Annotated in this window: 9 protein-coding genes; 2 read left to right on the forward strand and 7 right to left on the reverse strand. The window is 71.9% G+C overall.

All coding sequences use genetic code 11. From position 1 onward, the window contains the following. Positions 1–3 precede the first annotated feature (3 nt). The 6 genes from yicI to GB932_RS18680 form a co-directional block, all read right to left on the reverse strand. The gene (gene yicI, locus GB932_RS18655) at positions 4–2,358 is read right to left on the reverse strand and encodes an alpha-xylosidase (protein WP_156762185.1); all 2,355 of its coding nucleotides are present in this window, start codon (positions 2,356–2,358) and stop codon (positions 4–6) included. Positions 2,359–2,553: 195 nt separating this feature from the next. Next, positions 2,554–3,561 (reverse strand): LacI family DNA-binding transcriptional regulator, encoded by a 1,008-nt coding sequence (locus tag GB932_RS18660; RefSeq protein WP_156762186.1) that lies wholly within the window; start codon positions 3,559–3,561, stop codon positions 2,554–2,556. A 61-nt stretch (positions 3,562–3,622) separates the two neighbouring features. After that, positions 3,623–5,701 (reverse strand): beta-galactosidase, encoded by a 2,079-nt coding sequence (locus GB932_RS18665; RefSeq protein ID WP_231916307.1) that lies wholly within the window; start codon positions 5,699–5,701, stop codon positions 3,623–3,625. Continuing rightward, the gene (locus GB932_RS18670; protein ID WP_156762187.1) at positions 5,698–6,669 is read right to left on the reverse strand and encodes a carbohydrate ABC transporter permease; all 972 of its coding nucleotides are present in this window, start codon (positions 6,667–6,669) and stop codon (positions 5,698–5,700) included. Before GB932_RS18670 ends, GB932_RS18665 begins: the two co-directional genes overlap by 4 nt. Continuing rightward, the gene (locus GB932_RS18675) at positions 6,666–7,670 is read right to left on the reverse strand and encodes an ABC transporter permease (protein WP_156762188.1); all 1,005 of its coding nucleotides are present in this window, start codon (positions 7,668–7,670) and stop codon (positions 6,666–6,668) included. The genes GB932_RS18670 and GB932_RS18675 overlap by 4 nt, the downstream gene beginning before the upstream one ends. Then, positions 7,667–9,292, reverse strand: a complete 1,626-nt coding sequence (locus tag GB932_RS18680; RefSeq protein WP_156762189.1) for a type 2 periplasmic-binding domain-containing protein — start codon at positions 9,290–9,292, stop codon at positions 7,667–7,669. Before GB932_RS18680 ends, GB932_RS18675 begins: the two co-directional genes overlap by 4 nt. Positions 9,293–9,489: 197 nt before the next feature. Between GB932_RS18680 and GB932_RS18685 the strand changes: the two genes are divergently transcribed. Together GB932_RS18685 and GB932_RS18690 are read left to right on the forward strand one after the other, a co-directional pair. Next, on the forward strand, positions 9,490–12,363 hold the full coding sequence (locus tag GB932_RS18685; protein ID WP_231916308.1) for a glycoside hydrolase family 3 C-terminal domain-containing protein: 2,874 nt from the start codon (positions 9,490–9,492) through the stop codon (positions 12,361–12,363). Between the two features lie 78 nt (positions 12,364–12,441). Beyond that, entirely contained in the window at positions 12,442–15,054 is a 2,613-nt protein-coding gene (locus GB932_RS18690; protein ID WP_156762190.1) for a carbohydrate-binding protein, read from the forward strand. Positions 15,055–15,094: 40 nt separating this feature from the next. On the opposite strand, the gene GB932_RS18695 is transcribed toward GB932_RS18690, so the two are convergent. Then, positions 15,095–17,422, reverse strand: coding sequence for a glycosyl hydrolase family 95 catalytic domain-containing protein (locus tag GB932_RS18695; protein WP_156762191.1), 2,328 nt, complete (start codon positions 17,420–17,422; stop codon positions 15,095–15,097). Positions 17,423–17,496: the final 74 nt, after the last annotated feature.

Raw genomic sequence — 17,496 nt, forward strand, 5'->3', positions numbered from 1 at the left:
TCATCAGCTCTGCCCGTTCTGTGCGAGCACGGCGCGGCCGGAGGCCGCGACGGTGCGCCGCCCGTCCGGGGTCTCGATCGCGAACGCGTCGAGGTCATCGCTCTCGGCGGCGATCCGTTCGCCGTCGCGCGTCACGCGGATCCGCGCGGTACGTCCTCCCGGTGAGGACACCGCGACCTCGCGGTCTCCGTCCCCCGGCGTGACGAGCAGACGCAGGCCGTCGAGGAGGTCGTAGTCGGCCGTGTCGTCGCGACCGCCGAGGGGCACGGCGGCGCCCTCGCGCACGTACAGCGGCAGCGAGTCGAACCCGTGCCGCTCGCGGCGCCAGGCCCCACCGTCGACGGTCACGCCCGTCAGGAGCGACGTCCAGCGCCCCGCGGGAAGGTAGAGATCGACATCGCCGCCTGCCGACATCACGGGGGCGACGAGCAGGTCGGGGCCGAGCAGGTACTGCCTGTCGAGGTGCCGGCAGCTGAGATCGTCGGGGAACGCCAGCGGCATCGGGCGCATCACGGGCATCCCCGTCTCGTGCGCCTCGCGGCCCGCCGCGTAGAGATACGGCATGAGCGACGCCTTCAGCCTCGCGAATCGGCGCGCGACCGAGACGGCGCTCTCCGGATCCCCCTCGTCGCGCCCTTCGGCCTCGTCGAACAGCCACGGCACCCGGTAGCTGCCGGATCCATGCAGGCGGCTGTGGCTCGAGAGCAGCCCGAACGCGAGCCATCGCTTGAACACGCCGGCGTCCGGCATCCCCTCGAAGCCGCCGATGTCGTGGCTCCAGAACGCGAAGCCGCTCATCGCGAGCGAGAGCCCGCCCCGCAGGGTCTCGGCCATCGACTCGAACGACGACGTGTTGTCGCCGCCCCAGTGCACGGGCATGCGCTGCCCTCCCGCCGTCGCCGATCGCGCGAAGACGACGGCCTCACCCTCGCCGCGCGCCTGCTCGAGGACCTCGAACACGGCGGCGTTGTACAGCTGCGTGTAGCGGTTGTGCATCGACCGCGGATCGCTGCCGTCGAAGTAGACGACGTCGGTGGGGATCCGCTCGCCGAAGTCGGTCTTGAAGCAGTCGACGCCCTGGGCGATGAGCCGTCGCAGGTGGTCCTGATACCAGCGCGTCGCGGCGGGATTCGTGAAGTCGACGAGCGCCATCCCCGCCTGCCACATGTCCCACTGCCAGACGGATCCGTCGGCGCGGGCGACGAGGTAACCGGCGTCGACGCCCTCGCGGAACAGGGGCGAGCTCTGACCGATGTACGGGTTGATCCACACGCTCACGCGCAGGTCGCGATCGTGCAGGCGGGCGAGCATGCCCTCGGGGTCGGGGAACACCCGTGGGTCCCACTCGAAGTCGCACCAGTGGAACTCGCGCATCCAGAAGCAGTCGAAGTGGAACACGTCGAGGGGGATCCCGCGTTCCCTCATACCGTCGATGAACGACCCGACGGTCCGCTCGTCGTAATCGGTGGTGAAGCTCGTCGAGAGCCAGAGGCCGTACGACCACGCGGGCACCTCGGGAGGGCGGCCCGTCAGCGACGTGTAGCGGTCGAGCACCTCGGCCGGTGTCGGGCCCGCGACGACGAAGTACTCGAGCTGCTCCCCCGGCACCGAGAACTGCACGCGCTCGACCGACTCGGAACCGATCTCGTACGACACGTGCCCCGTGTCGTTGACGAGCACGCCGTAGCCCCGGCTCGACAGGTGGAACGGCACGTTCTTGTAGGCCTGCTCACTCGAGGTGCCGCCGTCGGCGTTCCAGATCTCGATCGTCTGGCCGTTCTTCGCGAACGGGCCGAACCGCTCGCCGAGCCCGTAGACGATCTCGCCGACGCCGAGAGCGAGCTGTTCGTGCACATAGGTGTCGTGGCGCGGGCGGGGGGCGCCCGCGCGCGGGCTGCCGACGATACCGGGATCCACCTCGGCGTCGTCGTCGAGGCGCATGTACCCGAGCGATCTGTCGCCGCTCGAGGTCAGCACACGACCCGTCGCCGTCTCGCGGAACTCGAGGCGCCAATCGGCCCCGCGCCGCACGATCGCCGTGATGGCACCGCTCACGAGCCGCGCCTCGTCGCCGTCGAGGATCACCTCGCCGCACTCGCTCGCTCCCACGAGGTCGAAGCCCTGGGGCGCGCGCCCGCCGGTGTGGTGCGCGACGCGCACCCCGATGATGCCCTCGTGCGGCGAGTGGATGGTGACCGTGAGCGTGGGACGATTGAGCGTGTCGCCCCTGCCATCGATGACCTTCGTCGGCACGGTCGCGATCAGGATGCGCCCGTCGACGCGCACATCATGGGTCTGGCGCCCGTACAGCGCCTCTACACCGGGCCGCACCTGCCAGAAGCCGTCGGTGAACTTCATGGTGTCGTCTCTTCTCGCCGATGCGGCGCGTGGGGTCGGTGGGTGGTCATGTCCTATCTCCTTCTCAGGGCGCGCAGCCGTGAATTCTCTCGGCTCATCGCCGAGGGATATCGCGTGGCGATCGAATGCACGCCACCTCGGTGTTCGTCGAAATCGAAGCGCTTCTCCATGCGGCGCGCAGAAGCGCGCCGGGCCTCAGGCCCGCACAGCCGTCGATCCCCTGTCGATGTATCTCGGCTCGACCAGCAGCGCCTCAGCCGCGGGCTCGCCGCGGTGCGCGGCGAGCGCGGACTCGACCGCGACGCGGCACACCCGCGCGAGCGGGAGCGTCACGCCGCTGAGCTCGACGTCGAAACCGCATGGGTCGTAGCTGGCCGCCGCCGCGACGAGCGAGACATCCCGAGGGATCTCGACACCGCGCTCGGCCAGCCGCCGCATCGCGTCCTCGACCACGGGCTCGTTGCAATGGAAGACGATCGCCGAGACGTGTTCGCCGCCGTCGAGCAGTGTGTCGACCGCGCGGGCACCGGATCCGCGACCGAGCTCACCCCAGATGCGCACGACCCGCACGCCGCGCGCCGTCGCCGCCGCGTCGACGCCCTCATCGAAACGCGCCATGAAGCCCTGTCGGCGTTCGACGTAGCTATGCGGGTGCCCGATGATCCCGATCGTCCGGTGCCCCGCGTCCGCCAGCTTCTCGACGACGATGCTCCCCGTGCGGGCGAAGTCGAGGTCGACGCACGCGAGCCCGTCCGCCCCGGCGGGGATCCCGATGAACGAGGCGGGGATGCCGAGCTCGCGCACGAGGTCCACGCGGTCGTCGTCCTCGGACACGCCCATCGCCACGACGCCGTCGACGAGCGAGCTCGCCGCCACGCGCCGGATGCCGCTGATCTCGTCATCGCGCGCGAGCAGCAGCACGTCGTAGTCGTATTCCCTGGCGCTCTGGACCACGGCGCTCATGAACCGCATGTGCGTCGGAAGGTGGCCGTCGTCGTGCAGCGGCGCGCTGAGCGCGAGGATGTTCGTCTTCGCGCCCGCGAGCATGCGCGCGGCAGCGTGCGGCCGGTAGCCGAGCTCGTGGATCGCGCCGTCGATGCGCCGCTTCGTGTGGCTCGAGATCGTCCGCTTGCCCGAGAGGGCGTAGGAGACCGTACTGATCGAGACGCCCGCCGCCTTGGCCACGTCGTTGATGGTCACCATCTCGCCTCCCGCTGGCTAAACGTTTCGACGACAGATGCCGCGAGCGTATCGGCGCCGCTCGTCACGTCGCAACCTCATCTGCGGCCGCCACCGCTACGTCTCCCCCGCGCGGCACGCGCACGACGGCGACAGCACCGGCGGCGAGGTCGATCCCACCCGCCGCATCGCGACCGCTCACGAGGTCGGGGCCGTCGCCGGCGACCCGCACCGGGGCGGCGCCGTGGTGCAGCAGGAACAGGTAGTCGCTCCGCGCACCGCGCCGGCGAACGGCCTCGACGCCGAGGGCGCTCGCACCGACGACCGTCGGCCCCGCCCCCGCTCGCCTCGCCTCCCCCGCGAGGAACGCGTCACGCGCGTCCTGCGTCAGGCGGGCGGTCACGGCGACGACGGATCCGCTCCCGCGGGCCGCCTCGGTGATCGCCGCGCCGCCGGCGAGCCGCCCATCGACGTATCGCGCGACGACGCGCGCGTCCGTCGCCTCGACACGCTCGATCCACCCCTCGCCCGCGAGGCCGCCGTCTATCGTGACCTTCTCGCCTCGCGCGAGCGACAGGATCTCGTCGGAGCCGGCCCCGATGAGGTCGCGCAGAAGGCCGGGATGCGGGCCGTCAGGGATCCGCAGGTGCTCGTCCGCGAGCCCGGATGGGCATGTGACGACGAGACGCCCGCCGCCGCGCGCGTACGCCCCGAGCCACTCGGCCGTCTCGGTCGACATCGCGTACAGGGCGGGGACGAGGAGCAGCCGGTACCGCGAGGCGTCGGAGCCGGGGCGCACGAAGTCGGTCGCGATCCCCGCGCGCCACATCGAGCGGTGGGTCGCGCGCACCTCCTCCGAATAGGTGATCGCGTCGTTCGGCAGGTGCGGCGTCTCGAGCGCCCACCAGCCGTCGGCGTGCCAGACGATGCCCACACGGGCGTCGACGATCGGCCCGTCGTCGGGGACGCTCACGACCTCCGAGAGCCGTTCGAGCATCTCGCCGAGCTGGACGACGGGTGCGAAGCCGGCCGAATCGCCGCCCGCGCGCGGCACGAGGGCGCCGTGCCACTGCTCGGATCCGCCCGCACCCGCGCGCCACTGGAAGAAGAGCGAGCTCTGGGATCCGCGCGCGATGTAGCCGAGGCTGTTGCGGATCATGCGGTCGGGGGCCTTCGCGAACGTCCTGTCGCCGACCCGGATCCCTCGCGCGTTCTGCTCCATGAGCACCCACGGCCCCCCGGACCACGAGCGCGCGAGGTCGCAGCCGTACGCGGTGTGGGCCTCGCCGTCCGGCCCCTCAGTATCGAGATAGTGATCGAGCGAGACGACGTCCTGCGCCTCGGCCCACGACCACTGCTCGAGGTGGTTCCACGCCGGCAGCATGAGGTTGGTCGTGACGGGGGCCGTCGACCCCGTGCGGGCGATCTCCTGCTTCTGCTCCTCGAACGCCGCAAGCATCTCGTCCGACGAGAACCGGCGGAAGTCGAGCGCCTGCGCGGGGTTGTGGAGGTACTGCGTCGCGCGGGGAGGCAGGATCTCGTCCCACGCGCCGTAGCGCTGCGACCAGAATGCCGTGCACCAGGCGTCATTGAGCGCGTCGAGATTCGCGTATCGCGTGCGCAGCCAGGCGCGGAAGGCGCGCGCGGCGTGCGGCCCGAAGTCGAGCGTGCCGTACTCGTTGTGGATGTGCCATCCGCGCAGCCGCGGATGCGCGCCGTACCGCTCGCCGAGCACGCGCGCGATGCGGCGCGACGCCGCGCGATATGCGGGCGCGCTGATCGCATAGGTGTCGCGGGATCCGTGCGACAACCTCGTTCCGGACGGATCGACGGGCATCGCGTCGGGATGCGCGAGGGCGAACCACGGCGGCGGCGACGCGGTCGGCGTCGCGAGGAAGAACCCGATCCCCGCCTCATCGAGCAGCGCGACGATCTCGTCGAGCCACGCGGTGTCGAACTCGCCCTCCCGAGGCTCGAGCAGGGCCCACGAGAAGACGCCGAGCGTGACGGTGTTGACCTTCGCGCGTCGCATGAGCGCGATGTCCTCGCGCCACGTCTCCCGCGGCCACTGCTCGGGGTTGTAGTCGCCCCCGAACAGCAGGGCGTCCGGCGCGAACGGCGTGCGTGACATGGATCCTCCCGGATCGTCGATGCGGGCGGTCATCCTTTGATCGCCCCGAAGATGACGCCCTTGGTGAAGTGACGCTGCACAAACGGATACACGGCGAGGATCGGCACGATCGCGAGCACCATGATCGCCATCTTCACCGCGAGATCCGCGGCGCCGGCGCCCGCGATGTCCCCCGGCACGGTCCCACCGCCGGGGAGCGTGACGCCCTGGAGCACGTAGGAGCGCAGCACGAGCTGCAGCGGCCAGAGCGCATTGTCGTTGATGTAGAGCATCGCGTTGAAGAACGAGTTGAAGTAGGTCACGCCATAGAACAGCGCGACGACCGCGATCACGGCGCGCGACATCGGGACGACGATGCGGCCGAGGATCCGCCACTCGCCCGCGCCGTCGATGCGCGCCGCCTCGATGATCGACCGGTCGATGCCCATGAAGAACGAGCGCAGCACGAGCACGTTGAACGCCGACACGGCCGTGGGCAGGATGAGCGCCCAGAGGCTGTCGATGAGCCCGAGCGAGCTCACGAGCAGGTAGGTGGGAATCATGCCCGCGCCGAAGAACATCGTGATGAGGAACGTGAACAGGATCGGCCGGTGCAGGACGGAGTCGGGGCGCGAGAGCCCGTATGCCGCGAGGACCGACACCACGACGGAGAGCGTCGTGCCGACGACCGTGACGAAGATGCTCACGAGCGCAGCCCGGGTCACGACGCCGCCCGCGAGCACCTCGCGGTACGCGGCGAGCGTGAGCTCGCCCGGCACGAGCACGAGGCCGCCGGCGCGGGTGATCGTCGCCTGCGACGAGAAGGAGGTGAGGAGGATCGTGTAGAGCGGGAGGAGGACCGCGAGGACGACGGCGGCGAGGGCGAGTCCCTTGAGGGTGAACCCGACGGGCCCGTCCTTCTCCTGCCACGCGGGCCGTTCGCTTCGCTTCGCGCGGCGCGTGGCGCGCTGGGTGGTGATCGCGCGGGTCTCCCCGACCCGCTGCATCGGTGTCGTGGTCATGATCTCTGGTACACCCCTGCTTCTCCGAAGACGTGTGCGAGCTTGTTCGCAGCGAGGACGAGCAGCAGCGACACCACGCCCTTGATGAGGCCGGCCGCCGCCGCGAACGACCAGTCGCCTGCGATGACGCCCTGGTAGTAGACGTATGTGTCGAGCACCTCTGACACCTCCGAGCCCACCGCGCCACGCTGCAGGATCAGCTGCTCGAAGCCGACCGTCAGGGCATCGCCCAGGCGCAGGATGAGCAGCAGGATGATCGTGGGCCGGATGGCCGGAAGCGTGATGTGCCAGGTGCGCTTCCAGCGCCCGGCGCCGTCGATCGCCGCCGCCTCGTACTGTGCGGGATCGACCGTGCTGAGGGCCGCGAGGAAGATGATCATCCCCCAGCCGGCGTCCTTCCAGACGGCCTGCATCGTGACGAGCGCGATGAACGTGTCCGGGTTCGTCATCATGTCGAAGCCCGTGATGCCGATCTCGCCGAGCTTCTGGTTCAGCAGCCCGGCGCCGCCGAGGATCTGCTGGAAGATCGTCACCACGAGCACCCACGAGAAGAAGTGGGGCAGGTAGACGATCGACTGGATCGCGGTGCGCAGCCACGGCGTCAGCAGGCTGTTCACGAGAAGCGCGAGCGCGATCGGGACGGGGAAGAAGAACACGAGCTGGAACGCCGTGATCGTCAGCGTGTTCCGCACCGCTTCGAGGAAGAGGGGGTTGGTGAACACCCGGGCGAAGTTCTCCCACCCGATGAACGGACTGTTCAGCACCCCGACATACGGCGAATAGTCCTGCCACGCGATCACGTTGCCGAGCATCGGCACGTAGGCGAAGACGATGAGGAGTCCCACCGCGGGCAGCGCCATGAGGAGCAGCGAACGGTCGGCTCTCAGCCGCTGTCGGAGGGTTCTGCGGGGCCGCGACGGGCGCACGGCGCGTCCGTCGGTGTCGGCACGGGTCCCATCGGCCGGTGTCGTGCGCGCCCGCGCGCCCGTCGCGGCGGTCATTCCTCCTCGCCCCCGTCCTCGGACGGGGAGTCGAGGATGTCCTGGTAGATCTCGCGCAGCTCGTCGCCGCCGGAGGTGCGCCACGTCTCGATCGCGGTGTCGAGGTCGTCGAGCGAGGCGCGGCCGCGCGCGATGTCCTTCTCGAGGTCCTCGAACGGCAGCTTCAGCGACGCGAAGCGGTTCGGCTCGGTCACGCGGATCCCGTAGAACGGATCCTCGACCTCGTACTCGGTCGTCTCGTTCTTCCACTCGACGCGCGCCTCGACGTAGTCGGGGAACTGCGGGTTCGCGATCGTCTCGGGCGGGGCGACGAGGAACAGGTAGCTCGGCTGGACCTCGGCCTGACCGGCGTCGGTCTTGGTGGGGGCGTTGTCCTCGTCGAGCTCGTAGTGCACGCCCTCGACGCCGTTGTTCACGAGCATGTACTCGCTCGTCCCGAAGGGCGAGGCGAGGAAGTCGGCCGCGGCGAGCAGCTCCTCGATCTGCGCGTCGTCGGACGCCTTGAGGTAGCTGCACATGGCCGCGGCATCTGATTTGTACAGCACGGGGTCGCCGCCGTCGGCGGCGAACACGGGGATGGCCGCCATCTCGAAGTCCGGATCGACCGTCGCCATCTTCGCGACCTGCTCGCCCCAGGCCCCGTCGCCATCGGCCGTGATGACGACGGAGCCCGATTCGAAGCGCTGCTTGCCTTCGGCCTGATTGTCCGCGACGGCGTCGGGGTGCACGGCCCCGGATGCGTAGAGCTCCGTCATCCACTCCAGGGCGGCGCGGTACTCGGGCGTCTCGACGCGGTGGACGAGCTGGCCGTCGTCGCCGACGACCCATTCGGGTGCGACGCCGAACATCTGCGTCGCGAACACCCACAGGTCGTTGGTCCCCCAGTGGCCGTCCCTGTGGTTCTCGGTGACGAAGTCGAGCATCTCGTCGGCGTTCGTCGGCATCGTCGCGTCGGGGATGAGATCGGCGCGGTAGAACGCCGCGTTGCGCTGCCCGGCCCCCGAGGGGAACGGGATCCCGTAGATCTTCCCGTTCCACGAGCAGGAGCGCCACGAGTCGGTGGGGATGTTCGCGAGATTGGAGTACTTCTCGACGCTGTCACCCGCGAGGAAGGGGGTCAGGTCCTCGAAGAGCGAGCCGACCGCCTGCCCGAAGCGCGGCGGGAAGTTCCACGTGGGGATGCTCACCCAGTCGGGCAGGTTCTTCTCGTCGGCGAGCACCGTCGCGAGCTTGTCGCCGTAGGTGACGCCGTCGCTGATCTGGAACTCGATGTCGGTGCCCATGGCCTCGTTCACGGCCCGGAAGTAGGCATTGTCGGTGTCGGGCACCGGACCCCACAGCGGCGTCATAGCCGTGTACGAGCCGCCGGAGCCCGGCGGCTCGTCGAAGATCGTGGTGAACGAGTCGGGGAGCGACGTGTAGCCGTCCGGCGCGCCGCCTGCGCCGGGGACGTCCGGCTCGACGTAGGTCAGCGGGACGTGGTTCGGCAGCGTGCCATCGCCCTCCTCGATCACGCCGCCCGCGCCCGCGCCGCAGGCGGACAGTGCGACGGAGGCCGCGGCCGCCGCCGCGGCGGCGGCGAGGGCGCGGCGCCGCCCGCCTCGCATGCTGTGCGATGTCATGTGGGTCTCACTCCTTCGGGGAACCGATCGACGCGGACGCTCGTCATCGAGATCCGGTCGCACGCCTCGTTGTCGAAGCGCTTCGCAGACGCTAGCGTGACGCCGAACACATTCACAAGACGCCGTCAGCGTTTCGATTCCATTTCGAATCGAAACGCTTCGAAATCACCGATTCACACCTTCAGAAGGGACACCCCGTGACAGATCCGCTGTCCGATCTCGTCGACGAGATCGTCGATTCGCTCACGACCGACGAACAGATCGCGATGCTCCACCAGCACAATCCGCCGATCGAGCGCGTCGGCCTCGGCGCGTTCCGCACCGGCACCGAGGCCCTGCACGGCGTCTCCTGGCTGGGCGATGCGACTGTGTTCCCCCAGCCCGTCGGCCTCGCGGCCGCGTGGGATCCGGAGCTCGTGCGCCGCGTCGGCGAGGCCGCGTCGATCGAGGTGCGTGCCAAGCACGCCGCCGACCGCACCGTGAGCCTCAACGCGTGGGCGCCCGTGGTCAACCCCCTCCGACACCCGCTCTGGGGGCGGAACGAGGAGGGCTTCTCGGAGGATCCGGATGTGACGGCCGAACTCGGAACCGCCTTCTGCCGCGGACTGCGCGGGGAGGATCCCGTCATCTGGCGCACCGTGCCGACGCTCAAGCACTTCCTCGGCTACGGCAACGAGACCGACCGCTCGGCGACGAGCTCGCACCTGACGCCGCAGGCGCTGCGCGAATACGAGCTGCCGGCCCACCTGCCGGCGGTCGCATCCGGTTCCGCCGGTTCCGTCATGCCCTCGTACAACCTCGTCAACGGCAGGCCCGCGCACCTCTCGGGGGAGCTCCTCGTCGAGCTCCGCGCGGCGGCGCCGCACGAGATCGCCGTCTGCTCCGACGCCGCCGCGCCGCGCTTCATCGTGTCGATCCAGCGCTTCCACGCGACCCGAGCGCTCGCGAACGCGGCCGCACTCCGCGCGGGGGTCGACTCGTTCGCCGATGACGACGCCGACTCCGGGCCGACGACGGCCGCGCTCCGCGAGGCGCTCGATGCGGGCCACCTCACAGCGGACGACATCCGGGCCGCGGCGAGGCGCGTGCTGCTCCTGCGCGCCAGGACGGGTGAGTTCACCCCCGATCGAGACCCGTACCGCGGCATCGACGCCAGCGCGATCGGCGTGCCCACGCACCGGGCCCTCGCGCGCGAGGCGGCGGCGCGCGGCGTCGTCGTGCTCGACAACGACGGCGCGCTCCCCCTCGTCGAGGCGCCAGCCACGATCGCGGTCGTCGGCCCCTACGCCGACCACGTGGCTCACGACTGGTACTCGGGCACCCCGCCCTATGCCGTCTCGCTCGCCCGTGCACTGCGCGAGCGGTACCCCGCGGCGCGGGTGCGCACGGCGGAAGGAGCAGACCGGATCGCGCTGCGTGATGTCCGATCCGACCGCTACCTCACCGTCGCGGCCGACGGATCCGTCACGGCGACAGGCGAGCGCGCCGACGAGGCCGCGCTGCTCGACCTCACGGAGTGGGGCGACGGGATCGTGTCGCTGCGCTCGGCCCTGACCGGAAAACTCCTCACGGGGGCGTCGTGGATCCTGTCCGCCACCGCCGAGCGGATCGGCGGCTGGGTCGCGCAGGAGACCTTCCGCCTCGTGCGGCATGGCGATGGCACGGCCTCGATGCGGCACGTCGGCAGCGGGCGCTGGCTCACGATCCAGCGCGGCGGCACGGTCGCCGTCGAGGGCGACGAGCACCGCGCGTCGCGCTTCGCCGTGCGCACCGTGCGCAGCGGGGCGGCCCAGGTCGCCGCGGCGAGCGCGGCGGCGGACATCGTCATCGCAGCGGTCGGCAACGATCCGCACGTGCTCGGCCGCGAGACCGAGGATCGCCCGCACCTCGCTCTCCCGCAGCAGTCGCAGGAGATCCTCCGCGCGGCATCGGAGACCGGTGCGCCCGTCATCCTGACGATCGTCTCGAGCGGCCCGTTCGCGCTCGGCGCCCACGCCGAACGCGCCGCCGCCGTCGTGTGGACGAGCCACGCGGGCCAGGAGCTCGGGCACGGCCTCGTCGACGTGCTCTCGGGGGATGCGGAGCCCGAGGGGCGCCTGCCGCAGACGTGGTGGGACGACCCAGCCGACGCGGGCGAGCTGCTCGACTACGACCTCGTCGCGACGAACGCCACCTACCGCTACAGCCGCCAGACGCCGCGCTACGCGATCGGGCACGGCCGGGGGTACGCGGCCGTCGAGTACCTGTCGCTCGAAGTCGCCGGGGCCGTTCTCCCCGCACCCGAGCCCACGACCCGCCACACGCCGGCGACCTCGGCGACGGGCGGCGCGGCCTCGTTCGACGACGCGATCCCGGCGCGCGTGACGGTCCGCAACGCGGGCACGCGGCCCGCGCACGAGCTCGTCGCCCTCTGGGTGCGCGCGCCGGAGCTGCCCGTTCCCGCGCCGCGCGTGCGCCTCGCCGGCTACGCGCGCGTCGAGCTCGCGCCGGGCGAGACCCGCTCGGTCGTCGTGCCTGTGCGGCCGGGCCACCTCGCTGTCTGGGACGTCGGCGCCGAGCCCGAGGAGGGATCCGCGGTCGCGACGCCGGGCGCCTTCGTCGTCCAGCCGGGCGCGTATCGCCTCACCGCCGGCCCGTCCGCCGCCGAGGCCGCCGTCGAGGCGCGCCTCGTCGTCACGGGGCCAGGCCTGCACCCACGGCGCGCCGACGGGCTCCTCGCCCACGCCGCGCACGCGTTCGACGGCGTCGTGACGGGGCCGCGCACGCCCGCGCGGGGCGGCTGCCTCGTCGTCGCCGCGGGGCGCGCGACCGGCCGGGCGCGCTACGACCGACTCGACCTCGCCGACCGGGCATCGCTCGGGCTTGTGGCGGCGGGGACGGGCGAGATCGTCGTGAGCGCGCGTCCGACGGGCGAGGCCGCCGCACCGTGGGTCGAGATCGCGCGCGGCGCGGTCGACGCCGCCGAGTGGGACGAGACCGTGCACCCCCTCGCACGGCCGCTGTGGGGCGGGGTCGACCTGCGCGTCTCCCTGACCGCCGGCGCGCGGCTCGCCGAGCTGACGTTCGCGTGACGCGCCGGCTGTCGGACGCAGGCGATCTGCTACGCTCCGACAGCCGGGTCCCACGGCCGCAGACACGAAGGAGCGTCTGTGCGAGCAGTGCGAGCTCTCCCCATCGCGGTCGCCGCCATCACGGCGGCCGCTCTCCTCCCCACCTCAGCGGGTGCCGAGACGCCCCCGCCCGACACACCGCCCGCCGGTGGTTCGCCCGCCTACGCGTGGTCGAACGTCGCCATCTCGGGCGGCGGCTATGTCCCGGGCATCGTGTACAGCCCGACCGAGCCCGACCTCGTCTACGCGCGCACCGACATCGGCGGCGCCTATCGCCTCGACGCCGAGACCGACGAATGGGTGCCGCTGCTCGATCACATCGGCTGGGACGAGTGGAACCGCCTCGGCGTGCTCAGCCTCGCCACCGACCCCGTCGAGCCGCAGCGTGTCTACGCCGCGGTCGGGACGTACACGAACGACTGGGATCCGGACGACGGCGCCATCCTGCGCTCGGCCGACTACGGGGAGACGTGGGAGGCGACGCCCCTGCCGTTCAAGATCGGCGGGAACATGCCCGGCCGCGGCATCGGCGAGCGCCTGCAGGTCGACCCGAACGACAACGACGTGCTCTACTTCGGGGCCGAGCAGGGAGAGGGCCTCTGGCGCTCGACCGACCGGGGCGAGACCTTCGCCCCAGTGACGTCGTTCCCGAACGTCGGCGACTTCGCCCCCGACGCCGACTCGGACAACTCGTACCTGAGGTCGAACCTCGGCGTGCTGTGGACGGCGTTCGACGAGGCGTCATCGCGGCCCGGGGCACCGACGCAGACGGTCTTCACCGCCGTCGCCGACGCCGACGACATCCTGTATCGTTCCGACGACGCGGGGGCGACGTGGCGCCCCGTCCCCGGCGCTCCGACCGGCTTCATCCCGCAGCGCGGGATCGTGGACGCCGATGGCCGCTTCCTCTACATCGCGACGAGCGACACGAGCGGGCCCTACGACGGATCCGACGGCGAGGTCTGGCGCTACGGCATCGACGACGGCACATGGACCGACATCACTCCGACACAGCGCCCCACGGGCGGCGACTTCGGATTCTCCGGCCTCGCCGTCGACGCCAGCGACCCCGACACGGTCATGGTCGTCTCGCAGATCCAGTGGTGGCCCGATGTGCTGATCTTCCGCAGCACCGACCGCGGTGAGACCTGGTCGACGATCTGGGACATCGCGGAGGACGGCGCCCTCGAGACCCGCTACGAGCAGTCGGTCGACGACGTGCCGTGGCTCACATTCGGATCGGATCCCACCCCGCCCGCGGCCGGGGTCCAGCCCTCACCCAAGCTCGGCTGGATGATCTCGTCGTTCGAGATCGACCCCTTCGATTCCGACACGGCGATGTACGGCACCGGCGCCACGATCTATCGCACGGACGACCTCACCGCCTGGGACGAACCGGGTGGGACCGTGCATCTGGCCCCCGCGGCGGACGGGATCGAGGAGACCGCGATCCAGGATCTCGTCGCCCCCGCGGGCGATGTGGACCTCGTCTCGGCCATGCTCGACCTCGGCGGATTCGTGCACGACGACATCGACACCGTGCCGCAGAGCTACCGCGATCCCTACTTCGGCGGCGGGACGAGCGTCGACGCGGCGGGACTCGCCTCGAGCGAGCTCGTACGTGCGGGCACGACGGGCGACGGGCGCCAGGTCGTCGCGCTCTCGACCGACTCGGGCGAGACGTGGCGCGAGGTCGTGACGGAGGCAGACGCGACGGGGCCGGGAACCGTCGCGATCTCGGCGGATGGGTCGTCGATCCTCTGGGCGCCCGCGGGGGCGGCGCCTCTCGTGTCGCTCGACGGGGGCGAGACCTGGGGAGACACCGCGGGCCTTCCCGCGGGGGCGCGGGTCGAGGCCGACCGCGTCGACGCGGACCTCATCTACGGCTTCGCGGGACGCGCGTTCTTCCGCTCGGATGACGCGGGAGCGAGCTTTCGGGCGGTCGACGAGAGCACGCTTCCCGGCGAGGGGCCCGTACGATTCGCCGCGATGCCGTCGCGCGCAGGCGAGATCTGGTTCGCCGGAGGCGAGGAGGACGGGGCCTACGGCATGTGGCGCTCGACGGACGGCGGCGACAGCTGGCGGACCGTCTCCGGATTCGACGAGGCCGACACCGTGGGCTTCGGCCGGGCCGCGCCGGGCGCCGATGCCCCTGCGATCTACACGGCGGCCCGGCGCGACGGCGTCCGCGGCGTGTTCCGCTCGATCGACGATGGGCGGTCCTGGACGCGGATCAACGACGACGCGCACCAGTGGGGCTGGATCGGCGCGGGCATCACGGGCGATCCCGACGTCTTCGGGCGCGTGTACATCGCGACGAACGGCCGCGGGATCATCGTCGGCGACGACGCCGGGGCGAGCGCGCCGGAGGCCTGGTCCGCGGATGCCGTCTACCGGAAGGGCGACGCCGTCACGTTCGCCGGATCGACGTGGCGCGCCCCGTGGTGGACGCGCGGCGACGAGCCGGGATCGGCTCGTGCACCGTGGGAGGAGATCCGGTGGACCGCCGGCGGCCTGTCCGCATGGACGCCGACGCGCGTCTTCGGCCGCGGCGACATCGTCGAGCTCGACGACGAGCTGTGGCGCGCACGCTGGTACACGCGCGGCGACGAGCCGGGATCGGCGCGTGCACCGTGGGAGCCGATCGCCTGAGAGCGCGACGCCGCCCGCCGCGGGATCGCGGCGGGCGGCGTCACCGGGATCCGCCGCCGAGGTCCGCGGGTGTGACCACCGTGTCGGCGTCCGAGCGGGCGGCGACGTCGGCCTCGCTGCCGCCCCAGGCGATCCGCACCTCCCCCTCGGCGCCGGGGAGGGCGCGCAGCCGCGCCTCGACGAGTTCGCCGCCTGACCACGCGATGCCGACGCGGATGCCCGGTCGCGCGATGAGCCCCTGCACCCGCCCCGAGGGCAGGGAGGGCGGGAGCGCCGGGAGCAGCTCGATCCGCCCGCGATGGCTCTGGAGCAGGCACTCTGCGAGCCCGGCGACGAAGCCGAGGTTGCCGTCGATCTGGAACGGCGGATGCGCGGCGAACAGATTCGGGTAGAGCCCTCCCGCGTGCCCCGTCGCCCCGCGCGCATCGCGGAACATCAGCCGGATGAGCGCCTCGACGCGATCCGGTCGGCCGATCCGCGCCCACAGCGCCGTCTTCCACGCGAGCGACCACCCGGTCGAGTCGAGGCCGCGCCGGTCGAGCGACCGCGCGGCGGCCGCCGTGAAGGCGTCGTCGGCCTCGGATCCGGGGAAGACAGGATACAGGTGGCTCACGTGACGGTGGTGCGGGTCGACCTCCGCGACCGCGTCGCGCCACTCGCGCACGCCGTCTTCGTCGATGCGGGACGCGAGCTCGGGCAGGCGCGCGAGCGCCGCCGCCGCCTCGCGCGCGAGCGGGTCCCCGTCGACGGATCCTCGGACGACGCGCGCGAGGACGTCGCGGGCCAGCGCGAGGTCCATCGTGCTCGTCACGCCGAGCGCGGTCTCCCGCCCATCGGCGGTGCGGAAGGTGTTCTCGGGCGACGTCGACGGCGCCGTGCCCAGCTCACCCGTCGGCAGCTCGATGAGCAGGTCGAGGACGAACTCGGCCGCGCCCCGCAGCAGAGCCGCCGCGCGCGCGGCCTGCTCGGGCGGGCGGGGCGCGTGGTCGACGAGGTCCGCGAGCTGGCAGGCGAGCCACGGGCCCGCGAACGGCCAGTACGCCCAGCGCAGATCCCCCTGCCCGCGCCCGACGGCGGCCGTGAACGCCCACGCGTCGCTGTTGTGGTGCGCGACCCAGCCGCGCGCGCCGAAGTCGTGCCGGGCCGTATCCGCGCCCCGGCGCGCGAGGTCCTCCGCGAAGTCGAGGAGCGGCTCGACCGTCTCGGGCAGGTCGGTGACGCCCGCCGCCCAGCAGTTCATCTCGGTGTTGATGTTGAGCGTGTAGTTCGAACTCCAGGGCGGGCGCATCTCGGCACTCCACAGCCCCTGCAGATGGGCGGGGAGGCCGCCGGGGCGCGACGAGCAGATCAGCAGGTAGCGCCCGTAGTCGAAGAGCGTCGCGACGAGATCCGGATCCGCCGCCGCGACGTCGCCGCTCGCGCGGGCGTCCGCGAGCCGGTCGGCCGTCGACCGATCGGGCGCGCGGCCGAGGTCGAGCCGCACACGATCGAAGAGCGCGCGGTGGGCGCGCACGTGATCCTCGCGCAGCCGCTCGTACGGCGTCCGAAGCGCCGTCTCCGCCCGCGATCGCGCGCGCCGCTCGGCGTCCGCGACATCGGCCAGCGGCGCCGAGGCTCCGGCGTACGTCGTCTCGATGGCGGCGACGACGACGGTGCGCTCCGGCGCGGTGCGGCGCCGCACGACCACGACGACCTCGACCGACTCCTCCCCCGGCTCGGGCCAGACTGCGGCCGGCAGCGACGGCTCATGGGGCGGCGGCACGTCGACGGGCGCCCGCAGCCGCACGACGAACCCGTCGTCGAGGTCCTCGCGGGAGGTCTCACGCAGCGGCGAGGAGAATTCGAGCGCCGGATCCGCCCCGTCGCCCGAGATCGCGTGCACGAGCACCTGGGCCGGCTTCGAGACGAAGGTCTCGGCGACGAGATCCCCCGCACGCACCTCATGCACGGCCGTGGTGAGGTCGAGCGACCGCATGACCGTGGGCGGATCCGGATCCTCGCCGCCGATCACGAGGCGGCCGACCGGCAGGAACGCCTGCGTGTAGTCGGACTGACGCCGCGCGAGCGACTCCTCCGCGTCCTGCGGCCGCCCATCGAGCACGGCCGCCCGTGCCCGCGCCAGCAGCTCCTGCGCCTCGTCGGCGCTCGTCGGACGCTGCCGCTCGTCGCGCCCCGGCGCGCCAGACCAGACGCTCTCCTCGTTGAGGTCGATCACGGCGCGTGCGCCGCCGCCGCACATCGCCCCGAGGCGGCCGTTGCCGAGCGGCATGGCCTCGAGCCACTCGGCGGCGGCCCCTGCGAAGACGAGGCTGCGGCCGCGCGGGGCCCGGTCGCGGCGGTACGGGACGGAGGTCACATCTGTGTGCACCCGCCCCACGATAGGGCCGCGGGCGGCGCGCCCGGCGCCGACCGTTGCGGATTCGATCCTCACCTGATATGTTC

Origin of the sequence: Microbacterium karelineae, from assembly GCF_009745985.1 — a bacterium.
Classification (GTDB): Bacteria; Actinomycetota; Actinomycetes; order Actinomycetales; family Microbacteriaceae; genus Microbacterium; species Microbacterium karelineae.

What these genes read in the sequence shown, in the direction of transcription:
- yicI (WP_156762185.1), bottom strand. Translation starts at nt 2,358, where the DNA reads ATGAAGTTCACCGACGGCTTCTGGCAGGTGCGGCCCGGTGTAGAGGCG.
- GB932_RS18660 (WP_156762186.1), bottom strand. Translation starts at nt 3,561, where the DNA reads ATGGTGACCATCAACGACGTGGCCAAGGCGGCGGGCGTCTCGATCAGT.
- GB932_RS18665 (WP_231916307.1), bottom strand. Translation starts at nt 5,701, where the DNA reads ATGACCGCCCGCATCGACGATCCGGGAGGATCCATGTCACGCACGCCG.
- GB932_RS18670 (WP_156762187.1), bottom strand. Translation starts at nt 6,669, where the DNA reads ATGACCACGACACCGATGCAGCGGGTCGGGGAGACCCGCGCGATCACC.
- GB932_RS18675 (WP_156762188.1), bottom strand. Translation starts at nt 7,670, where the DNA reads ATGACCGCCGCGACGGGCGCGCGGGCGCGCACGACACCGGCCGATGGG.
- GB932_RS18680 (WP_156762189.1), bottom strand. Translation starts at nt 9,292, where the DNA reads ATGACATCGCACAGCATGCGAGGCGGGCGGCGCCGCGCCCTCGCCGCC.